General features: G+C 56.7%; 6 protein-coding genes and 1 pseudogene. 2 read left to right on the top strand and 5 right to left on the bottom strand.

The window, feature by feature from the left end; translation table 11 throughout:
- The first annotated feature begins 145 nt into the window (after positions 1-145).
- Positions 146-1,483: a tyrosine-type recombinase/integrase gene (locus tag MRBLMS1_RS17130; protein ID WP_485880602.1), complete on the top strand. Its 1,338-nt coding sequence runs from the start codon at positions 146-148 to the stop codon at positions 1,481-1,483.
- A 69-nt stretch (positions 1,484-1,552) separates the two neighbouring features.
- A pseudogene (locus MRBLMS1_RS17125) lies at positions 1,553-1,784 on the top strand (DDE-type integrase/transposase/recombinase); the annotation flags it as partial.
- Positions 1,785-2,091: 307 nt separating this feature from the next.
- On the opposite strand, the gene MRBLMS1_RS17120 reads toward MRBLMS1_RS17125, so the two are convergent.
- Genes MRBLMS1_RS17120 through MRBLMS1_RS17100 form a run of 5 tightly spaced genes read right to left on the bottom strand, consistent with a single transcriptional unit; the run spans position 2,092 to position 18,350 of the window.
- Entirely contained in the window at positions 2,092-6,594 is a 4,503-nt protein-coding gene (locus MRBLMS1_RS17120; protein ID WP_485880600.1) for a hypothetical protein, read from the bottom strand.
- Between the two features lie 29 nt (positions 6,595-6,623).
- Positions 6,624-7,463 (bottom strand): hypothetical protein, encoded by an 840-nt coding sequence (locus MRBLMS1_RS17115; RefSeq protein WP_485880598.1) that lies wholly within the window; start codon positions 7,461-7,463, stop codon positions 6,624-6,626.
- A 7-nt stretch (positions 7,464-7,470) separates the two neighbouring features.
- Positions 7,471-12,750 (bottom strand): ATP-binding protein, encoded by a 5,280-nt coding sequence (locus MRBLMS1_RS17110; protein ID WP_485880596.1) that lies wholly within the window; start codon positions 12,748-12,750, stop codon positions 7,471-7,473.
- A 3-nt stretch (positions 12,751-12,753) separates the two neighbouring features.
- Complete coding sequence (locus MRBLMS1_RS17105) at positions 12,754-14,367, bottom strand: hypothetical protein (RefSeq protein ID WP_485880594.1); 1,614 nt, start codon at positions 14,365-14,367, stop codon at positions 12,754-12,756.
- 2 nt (positions 14,368-14,369) lie between these two features.
- Positions 14,370-18,350: a protein kinase domain-containing protein gene (locus MRBLMS1_RS17100; protein WP_485880592.1), complete on the bottom strand. Its 3,981-nt coding sequence runs from the start codon at positions 18,348-18,350 to the stop codon at positions 14,370-14,372.
- Positions 18,351-18,427 lie beyond the last annotated feature (77 nt).

Below are 18,427 nucleotides of genomic sequence, written 5' to 3'. Positions count from 1 at the left end.
GAAAATTTCAAGGATATTCTTATAAATCAAAAGCTTACGTGAGTTTCATTTTTATTTTATGCAGATGACTGTTGATCGTTATGCTACCATTTGGGTTACATGGTGGTTACATGGCGCTTACACAGCACGTCCTCATGAGGTAATAGTGAAAAAAATAAAGTTCGCGGCGGGTAGGGTAGAAGAGTTCGCCTGTGAGGGTGGAAAAAGTCAGTCATTCCTTTGGGATACCGCTTCACCAGGCCTCGGTTTGCGGGTGACGTCGAAGGGCGCAAAGTCCTATATTTTTCAGGGTAAGCTGGATGGCGTCACCATCCGGCTGACGATCGGTGATCCTCGTACATGGGACATTGCCAAGGCCCAGGCCGAAGCACGGCGCCTCAAGGTACTGCTCGATAATGGGCAGGATCCAAGAAAGGTACGGGAAGATGCACTCGCTGCAGAGCGAGACGCGCGCGCATTGCAGGAAGCTGTCATTGTGGCGGAACAGGAAAAGCAACTGCGGGAGTCTGTGACCCTGGGCGGCGTCTGGCCTGAGTACATTGCTGATCGCATTGCCACGCGAGAGGCCGGCTGGTCAGAACATCATATTGCCGCCCATCGCAAGATCATTCAGGATGGTGGCCAGCCGCGAAAACGCAGTTCGGCGCTGACGAAAGCCGGTCCGCTCTGGTCCTTGTCCTCGCTCCGCCTCATCGATCTGACAAACGAGCGCGTTGAAGCCTGGGCGCGAGAGGAAGCAAAGACCCGTCCATCCAGCGCGCGCCTGGCATGGCGACTGCTCAAAGCCTTCATGAACTGGTGCGCTTCGCACAAAACGTATTCGAGCATGGTCACTAGCAATCCGACAAAGAGCGCGCGAGTGCGCGAGAGCCTCGGTAAAGAGAAGCGGCGCCATGACGTTCTCCAACGCGAGATGCTGCAGTCATGGTTCAGCGCCGTGCGCAAGATCGGAAACCCGGTCATTGCCGCCTACCTGCAAGTTCTGCTGCTCACCGGCGCCAGGCGCGAGGAGCTCGCTGCACTGAAGTGGACAGACGTAAATTTTCAGTGGGGCAGTATCAAACTGTCCGACAAGGTCGAGGATTTTCGGATGGTCCCGCTGACTCCCTTTGTTGCTCAGCTCCTGGCCAGCCTGCCGCGCAGGAATGCCTTTGTCTTCTCCAGTCCCGCTTCCGCATCGGGGCATATCGCCGAGCCGCGTATCGCGCATAACGAGGCCGTCGCCGTGGCGAATTTGCCGCAACTCACGCTACACGGCTTGCGACGCTCATTTGCCACATTAAGCGAGTGGATCGAAATGCCGAATGGCATCGCCGCGCAGATTCAAGGACACGCGCCGCAAGGGGTGCGCGAGCAAAATTATATTCGCCGGCCGCTTGACCTGCTTCGTGTCTGGCACGCGAAGATTGAAGTTTGGATACTTGAGCAGGCGGGTGTCCAATCTGTATCTTTGCCGGCATTACTGCGCGTTGTGGGCGCTTAGCTAGCCAGTGGTTGGCACTTGCGGCGGTGTATAGTCATTTATCCCGCTTGCTTGATCAGGGGCAACCAGATCAACGAGACCTGGTCCATGGACTTCATGCATGATCAGTTGGCCGGTGGTAGAAATATCTGCTTATTCAATATGGTCGATGACTACAACCGTGAGTGGCTTGGTATCGAAGTCGATTTCCGAACACGTTATCCGCTCCCTTGACAGGAACATCGAATGGCATGGCAAACCCCAAGTCATCCGCTGCGATAACGGCCCGGAGTACATCAAATCGGTGACACTACTCTGGGCGGCCACACGTGCAAGCGGGAAGCCGCTCCTGTAAGCTGTCAGCCTGAATAAACCTTAATTGATGGCAATGGCGTCTGCGCGATTGGATTAGAAATCCTCACAGGTGACTATCCGGCTACGTTTAGGACGCAAAGACATCTGTATCTCCCTTCACCCGCTGGGGAACGGCGAAAGCCCCGAAGTTGGTGTCCAACTTTCGGGGTGCAGTTCGCGGCGATAGTCGATTTTTTAACTCCGTTCAGTTTTGTGGCGCCGGCAAGTCGACACCTTTTCCTCCGGAGCTAAAGTCGTCCCGTTGATTCATTCCCTTAAGTGGCGGTCTGGTACCGGACAAGCAGCTTTTGTAAAAGTAGTTGTCGCGTGCTCGACGACATTGCGTCAACACGTGCGATCAGGTCCGAAATATCCAACTCGTCAAGGCGCCTCTCGATCAGCTTTTTCACCTCGTCGAAACGTTCCAGCTCGGTTGCCGAAACATATACTGGATGGTTCTGCAGCTTGGCCAACACGTCGACACACCTCTGCTTGGAAAGCGTAGTAGTCTCGCCCGCCGTAGTCTGCAATTGCGCAATCCAGGCAGCCGCATCACGCGCGCGCTGCGTCTCGAGCGCTTGCGCCAGTACCTCGCGCAATGACTCGATTTCTCCCGTCACACGCAGCCGGTCCTGCTGGGTTAGAAAATCGGGAAGCGAGACGCACAGCGCCGGCATCCCTTCAGCCGCTAGCCGCACTGGATTGGCGCCCCATCTGCTCACTTCTTCCAACGCCGCGGCGGTCCACATATTGGAACGCTTGGCCTGCGCTGATTCCCGTTCGATTGCGTATGCGGTGAAGCAAGCGTTAATCCATTGCAGATCGAATTGCATTTCGTCATCGGTTTCGTTCTCGGCGTCGTCATCGACGAAGTACGGCGAAGCCATGTAAGCCGCTTGCAGCGCTCCTGCGAGTTGGTCCGCGGCAGCGCTGAGTGCGTCGAACTCTGACAGCAACGTGGCCACCGCTGCGCAGGAAGCGTAACGGTATTCGATTTCAGCAGCGTCGGGAGTGCTCGAGAACTGCTGGAGCAACAGATTCCACTGGTAGAGCGTGTCCTTGGCCTGCTGTGCTGTCGATGGAAGAATATCCAATAAAGTCGAATACTGTTCCTGGCGGCCCCTCCGAAATTGGCGCAATGCGGTCTGTTTTTGCCTTAATGCAGCGATCAGTGCGTGGACGTCATCAGGGGTAGACAAGGTTACGACCGCTTCATCAAGGACTTTAATCAACCGCTCCGCTTTCTCGATTTGATCGTTTATCTCTCGCACTCGTGCTGACGCCACCGGATCCGGTGTGCGCGACAGGTCCGCCGCTTCGTTCAAGGAAGTCGCGTACCGATACCGTTCTTCGACTGCCACGATGTTCTTTTTTGCCTGGCGCGCGGTAAGTTGCGCCAGATCGGCCAACCCTAAGGTTTTCAGCACTTTTTCCCACTTTTCCATCCGCGACCGGAAATCCGATACCTGTTGCGGCGAGTTGCAAACTTGAAGGCTGATCCATTTCGGGGCGGTCTCCTGAATCAGGTTCTTGATTTGTTCGCACAGGGCGTCGATCTCTTCCACCTGCTCGCTCGTCCATTCGTACGGCGCATTGGCCATTGCATTTTTGCGTACCACGTATCGATCAGCTACCCCGAGGAATTCGCCGACATTACTGTTGCGTAATGCCGTTTCCAGCCGGCGCTCCGCGTCTTGCAGCGCACTCAAATGATCGTTCAGTTTCTGTTCCGCACCTTGCGCTGCATCGCGCAAATATTTGTAGTTGGGTTCTAGTGTTTCCGGCAGAGGGTCTCTCTGCCGCATTTCGGCCGCTTCGTACAAGCGCTCGACACAGCCTTCCAGGGTTTTTTCGGCCTCCCACTCTTGCATGAAGGCATGCCAACGCGCGACTGCATCCGCAGCAAGGAAGATCACCCTGGTTTTACGCAGCACGGCTTCGTTCATGAACTTGCCGTTGGTTCCATACGCAGCCTGCAGCCAGTCCCTCAGGGCCGTTCCCTCGTCCTGATACTGTATAGCGCGCGGAGGCACCGCTTTCCCGAGAAACAGGCCAAGCAGCATAGAGGCGGACGCGAGGTTGCAGCCGTACGGCGGCCGCAACAGCATATCGAGGTCGTCCCCTAGCGTGCGCTGCGGCGCATCCTGATGCGCACGTTCAAGAGCCTCAAGAACACTGCGAATTTGCAGGTTGTCGGCGATCGCCTTGACCCTGCCATCTTGCGTCAACAGGCCCCACGATGCGCCGAGTACGTTACGCACTCGATTCTGCAGCTTCACCTGTTGTACATTCAGCCAAGCTGCGGACACCTCCCCCCCGAACAGCGCGCGAGCCAGCATTGCGGCGTCCGCACTGCCATTGCCGGAACGCGAGCTTAAGCCATCGAACGGGAACGGCAGCGCGTTTGCGTAGACTTGTTTGAAGATCGCGTTCGCTTCTGCCGACAGGCGCCCGGCCTTGATGTGTACGCCGCCAATCATCGAAACCCGGTCCTGGAGCGCTTCCTTGAGAACCATACGCAAACCGCGCTTGGCAGCTTCGCGTTCTTCCGGAATGAAGCGCGCATAGCGCTCCTTTTCGTTTGACTCGAAGCGTTCGTCCAGCACATATAGTGTCGACACATACTGCTGGATGCGCTGAGAGCGGTCGCTCAGAAAAATGGTCCAGATCGGCGCCGCTGCCAGGTTCGATTTCTTCAGCTCATCGGTGACTAGCGACTCGACCTTGACTTGCAGCGCTGACCAATCAGCGTCCGGCCCTACATAGCAGTAGATGACCTGGCCTTTGGCCTGGTCCGGCTTTATCGCCAGGCGCCAGTCGCGAAACGCGTTCTGAATCGTGCTCGAAACGGTCTTGTCATTGGCAAGCTGCGTGGTAAACACCCATTCGAGAGTCGGGATATCCCGTTCTTGACCGAAGGGCGTCGAAATGTCCTGGAACAAGTCCTCGCCCCAGGCCTTGGCGCGGGTGATGAAAATTTCTTTTGCGTCGGCAGCGCTGATCGCTGCCAGCTTGAGACGCAGGTCCTTTTGATACTGGCCGCGCGTCGCCGCATCGGTAATGATTTCGTACTGCTTGAGTTCATGGCTCCAGGCCAGCACGCCGAGTTCCAACTCCAGACGGGCCACACGTGCGCGCGTGTCGCCCATTGGGCTACCGCTAAATTCAGATAGCAGGCGGTCGTACTCGGCGCGATCGTCAGACACCACACGCATTTTCTTGGCCGCCGCTACCGCGACCAATAGCGCCCGATCCAGCTCGCTCAACTGCGCGTCATACTTGCTCAAAGTGGCAATCAGGTTGTCGATAGCGACGCCACCGTGCGCGCGTTCGGCCGCGAGCATCTCCGATAGCATATTGCCGGCGACGATGCTGCTCGCGGGAATCGTGACGAGCTGGTCGCGCTCAAGGGCGTCTCGAGACAAGGCGCCATCGAGGGCGGTCTTAACAAAAGTAATTGCGGAGCGCGACTGAACGATATCCTGTTGGCGTGTGAGGAACCACGTTGCTAGCGGATGCAGCGGCCAACAACCGCGCACGATCACACGTTCAAATTCGGCCGGATCGCTCCACACGGGCAGCTGCTTTAGGCCGGGGAGCATGGATGCCATGGTCGCGTGCAGCGACTGGCACGACGAGCTCTGTTGATCGAACGCGCGATCGAGCGCCGCCTCGTCCTTTTTTTCGATCAGATGCGCAATGATCGTTTCCAGGTTCGACGAAACGTAGTATTTTCGGGCGACGTCGAAACGGGTGATGTACTTCTGAATGTGCATCGCGTCGCGATTGCCCAAGCGCGCCAGATACGCCTTCAGCTCGTATTGGATGAAACCGAGGAAATGCGCGCGCGACGCGTTGTCCTGGATACCTTGGAAAATTTGCTGCAGCGCCGAGTCGCCCGCCAGTGCGGGTCGTTCGGCCACATATTCCAAGAAACGGCCGAATTCGTCGAACACGATGACCAGGCGGGAAAAGGGGCCGTCCGCGCCGCAATACGCATCGCAAAACGTAGTGATCAGGTCTTGTACCGACTCGCGTCCTTCGACTGGAATATGGATGCCGTTCGCCTGGAAATACACTTCATCGACCAGGGCGTAGACGTCTTCGTCGCGCGCCTCGAGTGCATCGACAATGTCCTGCCTGCTCCGGTCTCCTAATCGAGAGGCGAATTCGCCCGACCGCAGTTCGTAATTTCGCTTGACGAAAATTGCGGCGTCCTCGAAGCGCGGAGAAAGTTCGCGCAACACGCGGTCGTCGATCTGCCGTTCCTTCAGCGAACGGTAGATCGACGCACCGAGTGCGTTACCCAAGTTGAAATTGCCGGTGCCGTCGAGGGTGACCACTAGCGCTGGCTTCTCGATGCGGCCGATTGCTTGCCGCGCAGTCGCTGCCATGTTCGGCTCTGCCAGGGCGAGGTTCGACAGAATTTTTCCGCTCAACTCGGAGCGAGGGTGGCGTAGCAGTTGCGTCAGCGCCAACGCAAAGTGCGATTTGCCCGAGCCGTAACCGGCAATTGCGAGCGAGAACGGATTGTTATTCGGCGCGGTATCTTCCGATAGTCGTCCAAGCAAATCGGCGAGCAACGTCGCTGTGTCGGTCAGTCGATAGGCATCGTCGGTGTGCGCTTCCTTGCCGCCGCCATGGTAACGAGGGCCATGGAATACGAACGTGCTTGCCGCCTCGCCGGCACGCCGGGGGTTCTGGTCGGCCCAAAGCAGCTGGACCGCTCCTTCGAAAAACAAATCCGACCGAAACTCAATCAACTCCTGCACTTTCATTGCAATTCCCTGTAAATTATCTTCAATCTCTACAGCATTTCGGCGTAAATACGGTCCACTAGGTCAGCGCTACATTTGGTTTTCATGACCAGAGTAGTCCCCGTTTGGCGGTCGATGCGTACGATTCCCTGCTCGGTGGCCCAGGACAGGAAATCCTCGAACCCGGCTTCGTTCCAGCCGCTTACTTCGACAAATCCGCATGCTGCCTCCAATTCGGACAAAGACAGCTGTTGGGCTGCCGAGGCGGTCTGCTCCCAATACGACAGCCAGCAATAGGCGTAGCCCCAGTAGTACTCCTCCAGCGACGGCAAGCTGCCGCGCGTCAGCGTATTTTTCTCCACTACCAACATGGCGGTTCTGGCCAAGCTGGCTTCCTCGCGGTAGGTCGAAAAGAGCGGACCGGGCAAGGACGTGCTGCTACCCAGTTCTTTGGCTAACCAGGTCACCGCAGTGTCGACGGACATCGTGCGCCCCAATGCGAGGCGAGTGCGTCCGAACAACACATGCCAGCTCACCGCACCGCCAATCGGTCGCGACAGCATCAGGTGCAGAATCAACTGGGTTAACGGCTCGTGCAGCATTGGGTCCTCCGCCAACATAAGCCTGCCCAAGGCAGTCGGGCGAAGCGCAAACTGGCCATTTCCAGACGACGGCTCGGCGATCAGGCCCATCGCGCTAGCGTACTTTAAATGAGGGATCACCTTCCCGGATTTTTTGCCGGTCGGAATCCCAGTTTTTGCTGCGATTTCCTCCACTGCGCCCGAGAAATCCTGGGCCGTAAGTTTTAGCAGCGCAGCCAAATGCCGGCGCTCAGGAAAGAAGGACAGATGAAAACTGAGCGGCAGTCCTTGAATGATTCGTTGTTGCATAATTCGATTATCGAGTTTCCATAGATGAAATCTTCAGCTTTACCGGGTCGCGTCGCACCGGCCTCCCTGCAGTCTGTCGCTGCGGTCCGATCGCCCAGCACTCGCCCTTACCGAGTTTGCTTAATTCTGCGATCCAGTCGTCGCGGCTGCGGCCTGACGACACCTGGGCCAAGATCTCCGCGAACTCCTTGCGCTCCGTTTCAGCAGGCTTGAAAAACAATTTCTGAGCGCACTGAAAGAGCCGGCTGCGCTGTTCTTTATTGAAATTTGAAATTGTTTGGGTTGCCAAGATCATGCCGACGCCGAATTTGCGTCCTTCACGCAACAATTTATCGATGGCCCGGTCGCTGCGGTGGTCGAGGTTTTGCATCTCGTCGAGGACGACTGGCAGCGGCCTGTCCTTGCTGCCATAGCGGGTCGCATAAGCGAAGAAGTCCCACAGAGCAAATTCGGCGATCAGGCGCTGCACTTCTTTTGATAGGTTAGTAAGCTGCAAAATATGGGCCGGCGACGATCCTTCAAAAATTTGCTGCCAGCCCGAACCTTGCTCGCTGGAGAACGGCTTTTGTTTGACCAGTTCGGCGATTTTGAGCGCCAACGTTGGCGGCGCCGCTGAATCGCCTTCTAGAGCTGCGAGTAACTCCTCAAGTCCGAACTTCCCTCCGTTGCTCAAGCCGAGCTCGATTTGCTTGGCAAGCGCCGCGCGCTGCACGTCGCCCACGTCATACACGGAGCAAAACACATCTGACACCCGACTGGCAACGTTGTGCGGCAGCTCCGGCAGCTCTCCGATGCCGGGCTCTTCGCGAGTCAGGCATTGGAACGGATTGATAGGAAAAGGCTGACGCACGAGTACATGCGTGACTGGTGCGGCCCGCCTGACAAACACTGGATCGAGGTGACTCGGCAGAAAACCATCGGTATAGTCGATAATCGCGGTGTGTTGCTGCTGTTTCATCATTTCCAGCAGCAAACACTGAATCGCATAAGTCTTGCCAGAGCCGGACCCGCCGAAAATCAACAAGTGGCGGTTTTCCAGTTCAGGGTCGCCGTATTCCCAGAAAATGTCTTGACCTCGATTATCGCTACCAAGTAGCAGACGCGAGACCGGAGCAACCTCGACAGGCATGGCGACCTCGGCCTGCACCTGAGCGGGATCGCTTGGCGGGGGGAGGGGCTCAGACACGGGTGGCCTTACCTCTGGCACGGGGTCGGCCGTCGGCAACGTCGCCGGTGCTGCGGAAGACGATACCTTAATGTTGTCCAGAGGCTGGCCCACCAGAATCCCCGCTTCCGGTGCGAATTGTTGAGGGGGCGCCGGCTCTCGCTGCACCGGAGTGTCAGCAACTGTGGTCGGCTTATGCTGCACGGGTCGTATCGGCTCCGTTTCTTGTATTGTGCTGGCGCAATTCGCAGCCACCACACTGGCGCGTGACGACAGGATCAGAGGGGTGCCTGGGCTAGCGAATGGAGCATGCTCCTTGTCCGTCAGCAGACGGATGACTCTATCGGCGCCGAATTGCAACTGGTACACGCCAAAACCGTTCGGCAACGGGCGATCCAATCCAACATCGACCGCCCCCATGAAATTAGGAGTGGCATCTACTTCCGTTTTGTCGGTCCAAAAAGTTGAGGCAAAGGCGCGCCATTCAATGGTGAACTCGCCTTCCGCGAGCCGCTCGAGTGCCGCACACAGGCGCTGGTAGGCGTCGCTCGGCAGTGTCACCACTGCGCGGCTCGACAAGGCTCGATGCAGTTGAGCCCACCAGTATTTTCGCTCGAATATCGTCGACTCCAGTGGAGCGTTGTGTGGCGCGAAAATACGTACCAGCTGCCGCAGTCCCGCGCTTGCTTGGGCAAAAGCTTTTTCCGAGTGGACGCTGTTTTCGTGACCAAATTTGCTCTCGACTACGGTGGCACTGATGTGCAAACCTTCGCCAACGAGGGTAGCGGACATAAACAACAAATCCGGAATGTTAGGATCGTCGCGATCGCGGAACCAATGGCGGAAACTGTCTAGTGGGATAAGTACCTGGAGGACCGAAGTTGGAGCTCGGCCGAACAGTCGGCTGATCAACGAGTACCCGATCACATCGCGGATATATTCATCGTGTCCTGCCGCGCGGACCAATGACAGCCCTGGAATCTCGCAGGCGGTGCCGATTATGTTGCGGGCCGCGAGCTCGGCCTGATCGCTCGACATTTGAATCAGGTGTTGCCGCAAGCGTCTACCGATCGCGCTAGTGAGCGTGGCAAGATCGCTCACTTCGGTCGAGATCGTCTGATTCAGTTCGCCATAGTTGCCTAGTCCGCAAGAGAACCCGACGACCCGGCGATCGCCATCGCCGGCGCCAGTGGCGACCGACGCGATGAGGTTACTATCGATATGTCGGTCAACGCAGGATACCCACAAGGCCTTTTTGTGCAGAAGGTCGAGCGTTGTGCTCCATGCCGAAAATTCCACCTGCGTCACCACCGCATGTTCCTGGCTAGGGGCGGCTTGCGGATATCTCAAACGCGCCGAGATCTCGGTATGTTTGCTCGCCATTTGCACGCGGCGATTGCTGATCAGCGTCTTGCGCAGACTTTGCAACGCCAGCATAGTTGCAGGTCGAGGATATTCGGCGATCGGAAACTGCCTCAGTACTGAGCCTTGCACAGCGTCGAACGGCTCCACATGCTCGAGCTGGTCACCCGCATGTTTTCCCTCCAGGAAGTGCGAGACCACGGCGATGTCGAAACGCAGGTCCGGTTCCATGCGCAACATGCTCTCGAGGTCGTTCACCGCTTTGGCATGGCGATGGCCAATTTGGATCGAACATGGCCGCAAGTTGGGGAACTCTCCTTCCGCCCACGCGTTTTTCCAAGCTACCAAGATATTTAAGGCAGTAGTAGTGGCCACGCCGGTCGTGATGACCTTCACCTCGAGGTTGAACGGCGCTACCTGCTCCACCGTCTCGGTCAGGTAAGTCTTGAGCCATCGGTCTATGCCCGACAGCATCACTTCGATTTCTGAGACATTCGTAAGGAGCAAATTCAACTGATCATTGGCGTGCCGGTGCAAGACTTGGTAATCGCGGATTAGTCGCTCGTAGATGCGCGAGTTGGCCGAGGACTGCAGTCGTTGGCCAAGATCGTCCTCGTCGAAGATGTCCTGGCGCATTAGGCTTTGCGATGCGACCGGCAAATATCTGTTATCGGCGCTGCCGATCAAATGCGTCAACCCAAAAGACCGCGACCAAGTGGTCAGCGCCTTGTTGGCATCTGCAATCAGGCCGACGATCGGCCGGCGGAGTTCGGCCAGTTCTACCAGATGTTGCCAGCGCTGCTGCGCAGCCGTGCTGCCGCTTTCGAACAGTTCCCCGATCACTTCGCGGAATCCGTCGCGCAAGAATACAGCGCGTGCGCTGCAGAGTTCAAGAACGAAGGGCGATATCGGGAGCACCAGCGCGGCGTCGACATAAGGCTGCGACGGATTATCGTTGCCGCGGACCGTCAAGAATGCCCGATAGAGCCGAGGGAGAACGTGCTCGGCGCCAAGGGCGTGGGTACCGATGACCTGCGCGACGGTAGCAGAATACGCGTCGATCACTCGATACACAGAAGAATTCGCCTGGTGAAAACCGTTGGTGAGAATCGCTTCCAGGTGCTCTTTGTACAGGCTGGTCAACGCGGTACAGCTCGACACAAGTTCGGGGGACACATACTCGATCGCCAAGCCCTCGAAGGCGTTCTTCACATCGAGGTCACTTATGCCGAGCAACAGTAATCGATGAGCGTCCTCATCGTCGATCGCATAGAAGAGCTCGTCGAAACCGCCGATATTGAAAACGGGCAGGCGCGGGGCACTGAGGCGTGCCAACAAGCGCAGCGTTTGGTCAGCCAGTACCAGTCGTAAGCGTTCCGGGTGGGTGGTAGGCACCGGCCATACGAACTGTTGCTCAAACGGGTCAGTGTCGATAGTGGACGTGACACTGATCGTGAAACCGACCCGGGCGGTCGCTCGCGTTTCCTTGGGAACAATGTCCTCTAATCCTTCGAAGACGACAGCGATGTCGGCCTTGTTTTCGCCGCCGCCAGGTAACTTCTCGGGAATGACGGCTCCGACGATGCCTTTTAACAGCTGCTGCACTTCTTGATAGGGATCGTCGCCATCGGCGTGGTAGTGCGTCACCTTAACCTTGATTTCCTCGATCTGTCCGGACGCAAGGTCTGCGCGGTATTTTTCGATCAGCTTTTGCAAGGTCAGCTGAATGGCCTGCAGGAATACAACGTCGCTTGATCCCTTGAGGGTGGTCGCTTTCGGCTCCGATGTCCCCTTTTTCTCGCGCTTTTCGAGAAGCTTGAGCAACGAGCTCGCATCCGATTGGCGCAAGCGCTCAAGTGCCTCGCGGTCATTGTCCTTCACGAAAATTCGAACGTCTTCCAGGTACTCGTCCGCGCTGTCGTAACCCCCGCCGCCGAAACCCACTGACAGCGGAAGTTCGAATTCTACGTCTTCGGTGTGCGCATTTGCTAACTTGTTCATCACCTTGTCGCGTTCTGCCTTGGAGACGAAAATCGAATGGTTGCAGAAACGTTGTCCTAGTTCGATCAGGCGTCGGATTCGGGGAAGATTCCTGCCGATCGGCACGTCGAGCAAGGGCAATCCGCCCCAACTCGGTAGTTCGGCATAGCAGCTACGCACGAAATCGCGCAGGTCTTCCGGCTCGCGGTCGAGCAGCTCTTCAAAGAAACGCGCCACGCGTACCAACCGGCGTGCATTGGTCTTGTGGACCGCGTCCAAGAAATTGAGCAGTGCGGCACTGGCGTTGGTATCGTTGTCGTCGAGCTTTTCGCCGATCCGTTCCACCCATTGATCGAAGCGCCTGTTAAGAATACGTGTCCACAGCAGTTCTTCGCTGACCAGGTGAAAATCCTTCAGGCTTCCTTTGTCCGACGCATGGTCGAAACCGAAGAAAACGCAGTGGCCTTCATTCCGGTAGGTGGTCAGCTGGTCATTGATGTCGACCCAAGACCGCTCGACTGACTCAGCTGACGGCAGCGCCGACTTGTCTTCGTCGCTCCAGCTCATCCATAGGCCGCGAGAGATCTTCAGGGCGCGCGGCGTGCCCGGGTGCTGCGTGACAAAGTAATTGTTTAACTTAATTAATACGCTGAGCGTCTCGCTCAAAGGAAGGCTCTGCACGACGAGGGTGATCTTGTTCGATTCGGCGGAATCGGACGTCAGGACCTTGGCGCACTCGTTAATCAGATACTCACTCAAGACATTAACAAACAAATTCACGTTTCATCCCTTGTATGGATTAATCACCAACGCCACGGCGTCGGATAGCGGAATGAGGTAGCCGCCACGGCGCAGCTCTTCCTCGAACCAGGACGAGCCGATACCGAACCCATTCGCACCATGCTGCATTCCGTATGCCGCCAACGCGACGCCGACGAAGTCCTGATTGATTGCAATACCGAAGTGCGAAAATATCCGTTCGTAAAATACGTCGAGGCGAACGCGTTTGCCGGGCTGAATCAGGGCCGCCACCAGTAAACGTACGATGTGCGAAGGCAAGGTAATACGCATGCCGGACCCTTTGCGCGGAACGATGACGCCGATTTGCTTTCCTATCTTTCTAAACAGACGCAGTACGTTGTCGTCGCCCTCGTCGAGCCACTGCTCTTTTTCTTTACGTTCGGGAGGCTGCAAGTCGGCACTACGCAGCGACTTGTAAAGCAGGCTTTCAATCGCATCGTATGCATTAATTCCCAACTTTTTGTTATTGTCGTCCTTTGCTTCGCTTGGCGCGCACGCCACCCACGCGTAACCGCCCGCGAACCCAGAAATCTGGCACGCCGCCGTCACCCGAGCGCTCTGGAAGCACAGGCTACGCATCACATGCAAAACGCAAAGGTCTTTGAGCAAGGATATTTTTTGCAGGCCGCTGTGCTGTGCCTTGCAAATGTTTTCAGTTTCCCAGGCGAACAGGCACGCTTCGGCTGCGGTTTCGCTGGGTACCCAGCCGAGATCGGCCACTGTTGGCTTGCTCGGCTCGCCGTTGACGCCGGCACTCGTGAACGCGTGCGCGATGAATTCGCCGAGCGGCCCGATGGCTTGGTCGCCTTGCCGCAAGAGGTCGGCTAGCTGCGTTTGTAAACTACTGTGCAACGCTCGCAGGCCGGATGACATGTTCAGATGGTCATAGGTTGCGCCTTGGTCGCCGTTAAGCAGCGCCGCTACCGGGCGGTCGATGTGTGAATTGAAGAGGCTCGTCAGCTGCAGATACAAGACCTCCCCCCCCCGTGCCATGAAGCTGTGAGCGCTGGGATTGAAATAATTGCCGTTCCAAGCCTCGTCCCACTCGAGGTTAGGGCACTTAAGTGCGCCTGAGTTCCCGCCGTGTTTCCACAGAATTTCGCGCGCCAGAAGGCTGCCGGAGGCCGGCAGGAACGTGTGCGCAGTCCAGGTACGATCGCCGGCCACGCCGACAAAGCCAGAAAACAGGCCCTGCACAAGACGCACGGCATCATCGGGAGTAATCGCGGAGCCAGGATTAATGCGTCGCTCAATCTCTGCGATGCCGTCCTTAAACGAGCGAATATGGACCGGGTGCCGTGTTTCCAGCTTCGAGGCGCCGAGAAATGCAAAGAGTTTCAGGCTTACGCGATAAGGTGGATGGTATGACAGCTTTAATATCGGCGTGCTGTCGTAAATAGGAAACGAACATGCGTGTGAGTGGTCATCGTCCTTGGGGGAAGCAAAGACGAGCAGGAATTCAGCCAGATATTCGACTGGGGTCTGATCTTTATGGAAGCGGCGACCGAAGACCTGTATCGCGGCGTTGCTATCCTCGTGCGCTAGGTTTCGCTCATCGGACGCCAAATCCGATGCGATGTTGGGGAACCTTGCCATGACTAGCAAACCTCCATAGTCAAGTTATCAAGTTCCACGCTGAAGACTTTCTGTTCACCGGTGACGCCAACACTTAAGAGGCGAATGTCGTCAGGCTGCAAGTGTTTTTCGGAAACGAGCTGGGAGCAAAAGAGATCTAGCTGGTTCACATAGATGGGATCGAGGCTTTGCCCGAATTCGCCTGTACTGCGGCGGGTGACGAAATCAAGCAACGGCAGCGGTAGCCGCATGAAGACTTTTCCGCTCGCCGGAACATAGCACAACCTAGGCATTTTTTCGCCTTGGTCAAACGTCAGCTCGAATTCTTTCTCGTCATATTCGCCGATCACCACTTGGACTGGCTGCGTGGTTTCCAGATCGTCGCGGCGCAAGGTCACGTAAAGCTTGTCGTTAGCGACTGGAACCCGGGTAAAACCGGTGCAGCGTTCGCTGAGAACCGAGAGAATTTGGCGAATGAGTTGCTTGCGTACAACTTTACCCTGCGAAAAATCGCACTTCGTGCGCCATTGTTCCCAATCCTGGAGCCTCTCGGAGCCGGAAAAGGCTTCCACGAAGTTTTTCCACCACCGCTCGTCCTTTTGCAGGCCGAACATAAACATCAAGCGGCGCAGTGAAGCACGCGCGGCCCCGCCGTGCACTCCATCGAGCGACTTCTGTTTCAGGTAGGCGGCCATTGCCTTGACGCGCGTTGTGATCGGTGCGTAGGTGTCGCACTCCTCGTTTTGCAGCTTCAGCTCCACCACGGGCCGGGTCCGTCCCGGCGCGATATACGCTTGCAGTTGCTCGACGCAGTACAAATTTTTCGTTTCCAGACTGTGTCTGCGGTCGGAAAAGCCGAAGAAAAGCTCGCTAAATACGTGCTGACGAAACGCACGTTCAGGCCCGAACTGATCGAGCAATGCCGGAACCTGAGCGCAATCCGTTCCGCCGGTAATGCTATAGGCAAGATGAGCGGTCATTTGGCGCATCGTCAGTCTGCGCTCATATGACGTGAGCAAGCGGTACATCCACGAAACACGCTGAAGCAGTTGCGGCGAATCTTGCATCGCGCTGACGTTTTGCTTGATCGGGCAGGTGGCGCACGACGCGCATTGCTCGCAATCCTTCCAGGACGAATGGAAGGACATTTTCTTCAACACGTTAATTGCCGTCTCGACATTATCGAGCTTGCTCAGGTTTGCCACGTAAATGGGTTTCGCGAAGTCACTGATGCAGTGCGTCGTATCGTGCAGGCTATCACCGATGGGCTGATCGAGCAGTTCCAGGATTCTTTCTTCGACGTCCCCCAAACCTTTCAAAGTGTTGAGTAACGGCCCCGTATTGCTAACAATCAACCAACTGCCCGAGCCGGCACGCAATGCGTCCTCGAACTTCTCGTGTCGGCTGTCGGCCGTATGCTCGCTCATGTCCTTCAAGATGGAGATGCGCTTACCATGGAAGTCGACTTCTTCCAGTGGCTTCGGCGGCCGCGCCAATGCCGTTTCAGGGCTGACGTCACGTAGTTGCTTGAGCACTTCGAGCGCCACCGTTGACTTCCCGTCGCCCGCATGGCCGGACAGGACGATCACCACCTCTGCCCCATTGGTCAGTCGGTGGTAGATATCTCCCGCCATCGGTGTGCTCTCGTAGATACTTGAGAAATAATGATTCGTGGCCTGGTATTCGGCTAGCGCGTTGGCGTTTCCGGCGCTGACGTTATGTAGTGAGTTCAGGTAATGCACAAAAGGGTTGCCAGGCAGCTGCGCATTTTGTTTGTCGTGTCGCAGCGCGCTATCGCCCGTCTGCTCGGTTTCCTTGATGGGGGGCGCCATAGCTCGATCGAGCTCTGCCAGCATCTCCGCGGCGGAGCCGTATTCGCAGCCTGCCTCCGCCATCGCTCGTTTCAGCCAATGCCATAGCGCGGCCTGTTCCGCGTTGGCAGTCGTCAGCGTGTCCCCATTCTCCTCGCCACCGCACAACCATTGACCCAATGTCTTGGCCAAGGCAAACAAATCTCCTTGCGGGCATGCGTTCATCTCGCCGCGCGAGACGAGCGCGGGATGCACGTAGCCGGGCGTACCGCGCAGCGTCACCACGCCAGCCGGCGATGCGCATCCGAAATCGATGAGACCGACCGCATTGCTGGTGCCACCGATTAAAATGTTGTTGGGATTGATATCGTTGTGGATGATTGCAGAATGGTCATCATCGTGCGGATCATGCAATGCGGCCAGGGCTTCGAGGAGGACACGAGCCACATTGACGAACTGTTGCAATGACGGCGTTTCGCCAGCTTGCAGGAGTTGCCGCATGGGGCGACCCGGCACGAGGTCGGTCGCGAGGCACCACCGATGTCCGGACACTTCAGAAAAATGCCGCACGCGGGGATACAAAATTTGCAAATTCAGCCGATCGACCGCGCGTAGTACATCACGCTCGTGTAATGCCTGGTCGCGCGTGACCCCGGACTTGTATATTTTCTGGATGAAGAATTCGCCATGGTTGTCGACACGGAATACTTCCGATGTCGCTCCTTCGGAAATTTTTTCCCTGGCTGTGTAGGTGGTTTCTTCCTTTATGCCGTCATCCTTGGGCTGCTCTTTTGTTCCCTGGACATCAAGCAGGCGCCCAATCACCACGTCGACCTCCGCCGCAGAAGGTCGAACCGCCGGGCTGTGCGCCAGCATCTGTTGCACAAGCGCGATCAGCGCCGCGCGCGTGTGCCCGGCGCATGCTTCGCCGTCGAGGGCGTTCGAAAGGAGTGGCGCTCGTTCAGAGTTATCGTTCAGCTCCTGACCTGTCAGTGCAAGAAAGAACACAGCGCCGAGCGAGTATACGTCGGACTTGAAGTCGGCTTGTCCCAAGAAGACTTCGGGCGCCGCAAATTTAGCCGACAGGTGCTCATCGAATGCTGATCCGAGTACGGTCAGCATTGCGCCAGGATCGAAGGTGAGGTCGAAGTCGGTCAATTGAGCATGCCCGTCCGTGCCGACCAGAATACTTCTAGGCTGAACGTTGCGATGGACCAAGCCGGCCGCGGAATCATGAATGAATGCGAGTGCAGAGGCAATATCGCGCACGATCGTCCCTGCCCGGTGCCAGTCCAGGCGTTCGTGTTCGGCCAACATATCATCTAGCGAGCGCGTCGCGGTCCAATCCGACACTTCGACGATGAGATCGCTCTCGTTGGGATGCGACTGCACGGTCTTGATGCCAGGATGGTAAGGCAAAGCCGATGCGGCTTTCAGGCTGCGCAGCTGCTTTTCACGGATGCTTAAGTCGTTGCTGAGCTTGCCGAACACACGCAGCCTGTACAGGCGGTTGTCAATATTGGGATTGCGTTCGGCGATATATGTAATGTAGCGCGACGTCGAACCCCTGTCCTCACGAATCCGATACCCCGCAATTTGGTCCGCATATTCGGTCCGCAGCTCTTGCTTGTCCCGATCGAGCTGCGCCACCAACTTGTGGAATTGCTGCTCGGTCAGCACTCGGCCGGAGGTGGTTGCATGGTGCAGCCGCAACTTCAGGTATTGTGCCAACTCCTCCACACCATCGAGCGTCACGGTGCCGACTTCACTGCCGACCTGCCGCGCCGAGGGCGCACCTTCGACGTTCGCCTTGGCGCTGGTCAGCGCGATGATCGATTGCACAAACGGAAGCTTCGATTCGGCGACACCGCTCAGGACGTGCTGCATGTAGCTTTTCAAGACCTTGCACTTGCGATTGTTGACCACATGCGGGCTGTCGATCAGCGTGGCACCGCGCCGCCATTTCGGCTCCTGAACAAAGATTGAGCCGATCCATTCCTTCAGATCGATTACCGCAACAAACGATCTTGTAACGACAATTGCGTCACATTCAAGATAGGCATGTTTTGACGGATCGAATAGCTCGATATTCGGAAAGACCATGATATCGGTAGTTTGCGGCAGGGAGCGCGCAAGGAACTCGAATACCCTTCGTTCCGTCTCATACTGGCAATGGCCGAAATCTTTTATCAATGTAATCTCTCATTTTTCCCAAAAAATTACTTCACTCCCGACAGCGATCGCCGCCTTGTATGAACGACATCATGCCA

The sequence above is a fragment of the Massilia sp. LMS1-1-1.1 genome, assembly GCF_040815535.1.
GTDB classification, from domain to species: Bacteria; Pseudomonadota; Gammaproteobacteria; order Burkholderiales; family Burkholderiaceae_D; genus Janthinobacterium; species Janthinobacterium aestuarii.
The sequence above is the reverse complement of the archived record's forward strand: the minus strand, read 5'-3'. Positions and strand labels throughout refer to the sequence as shown.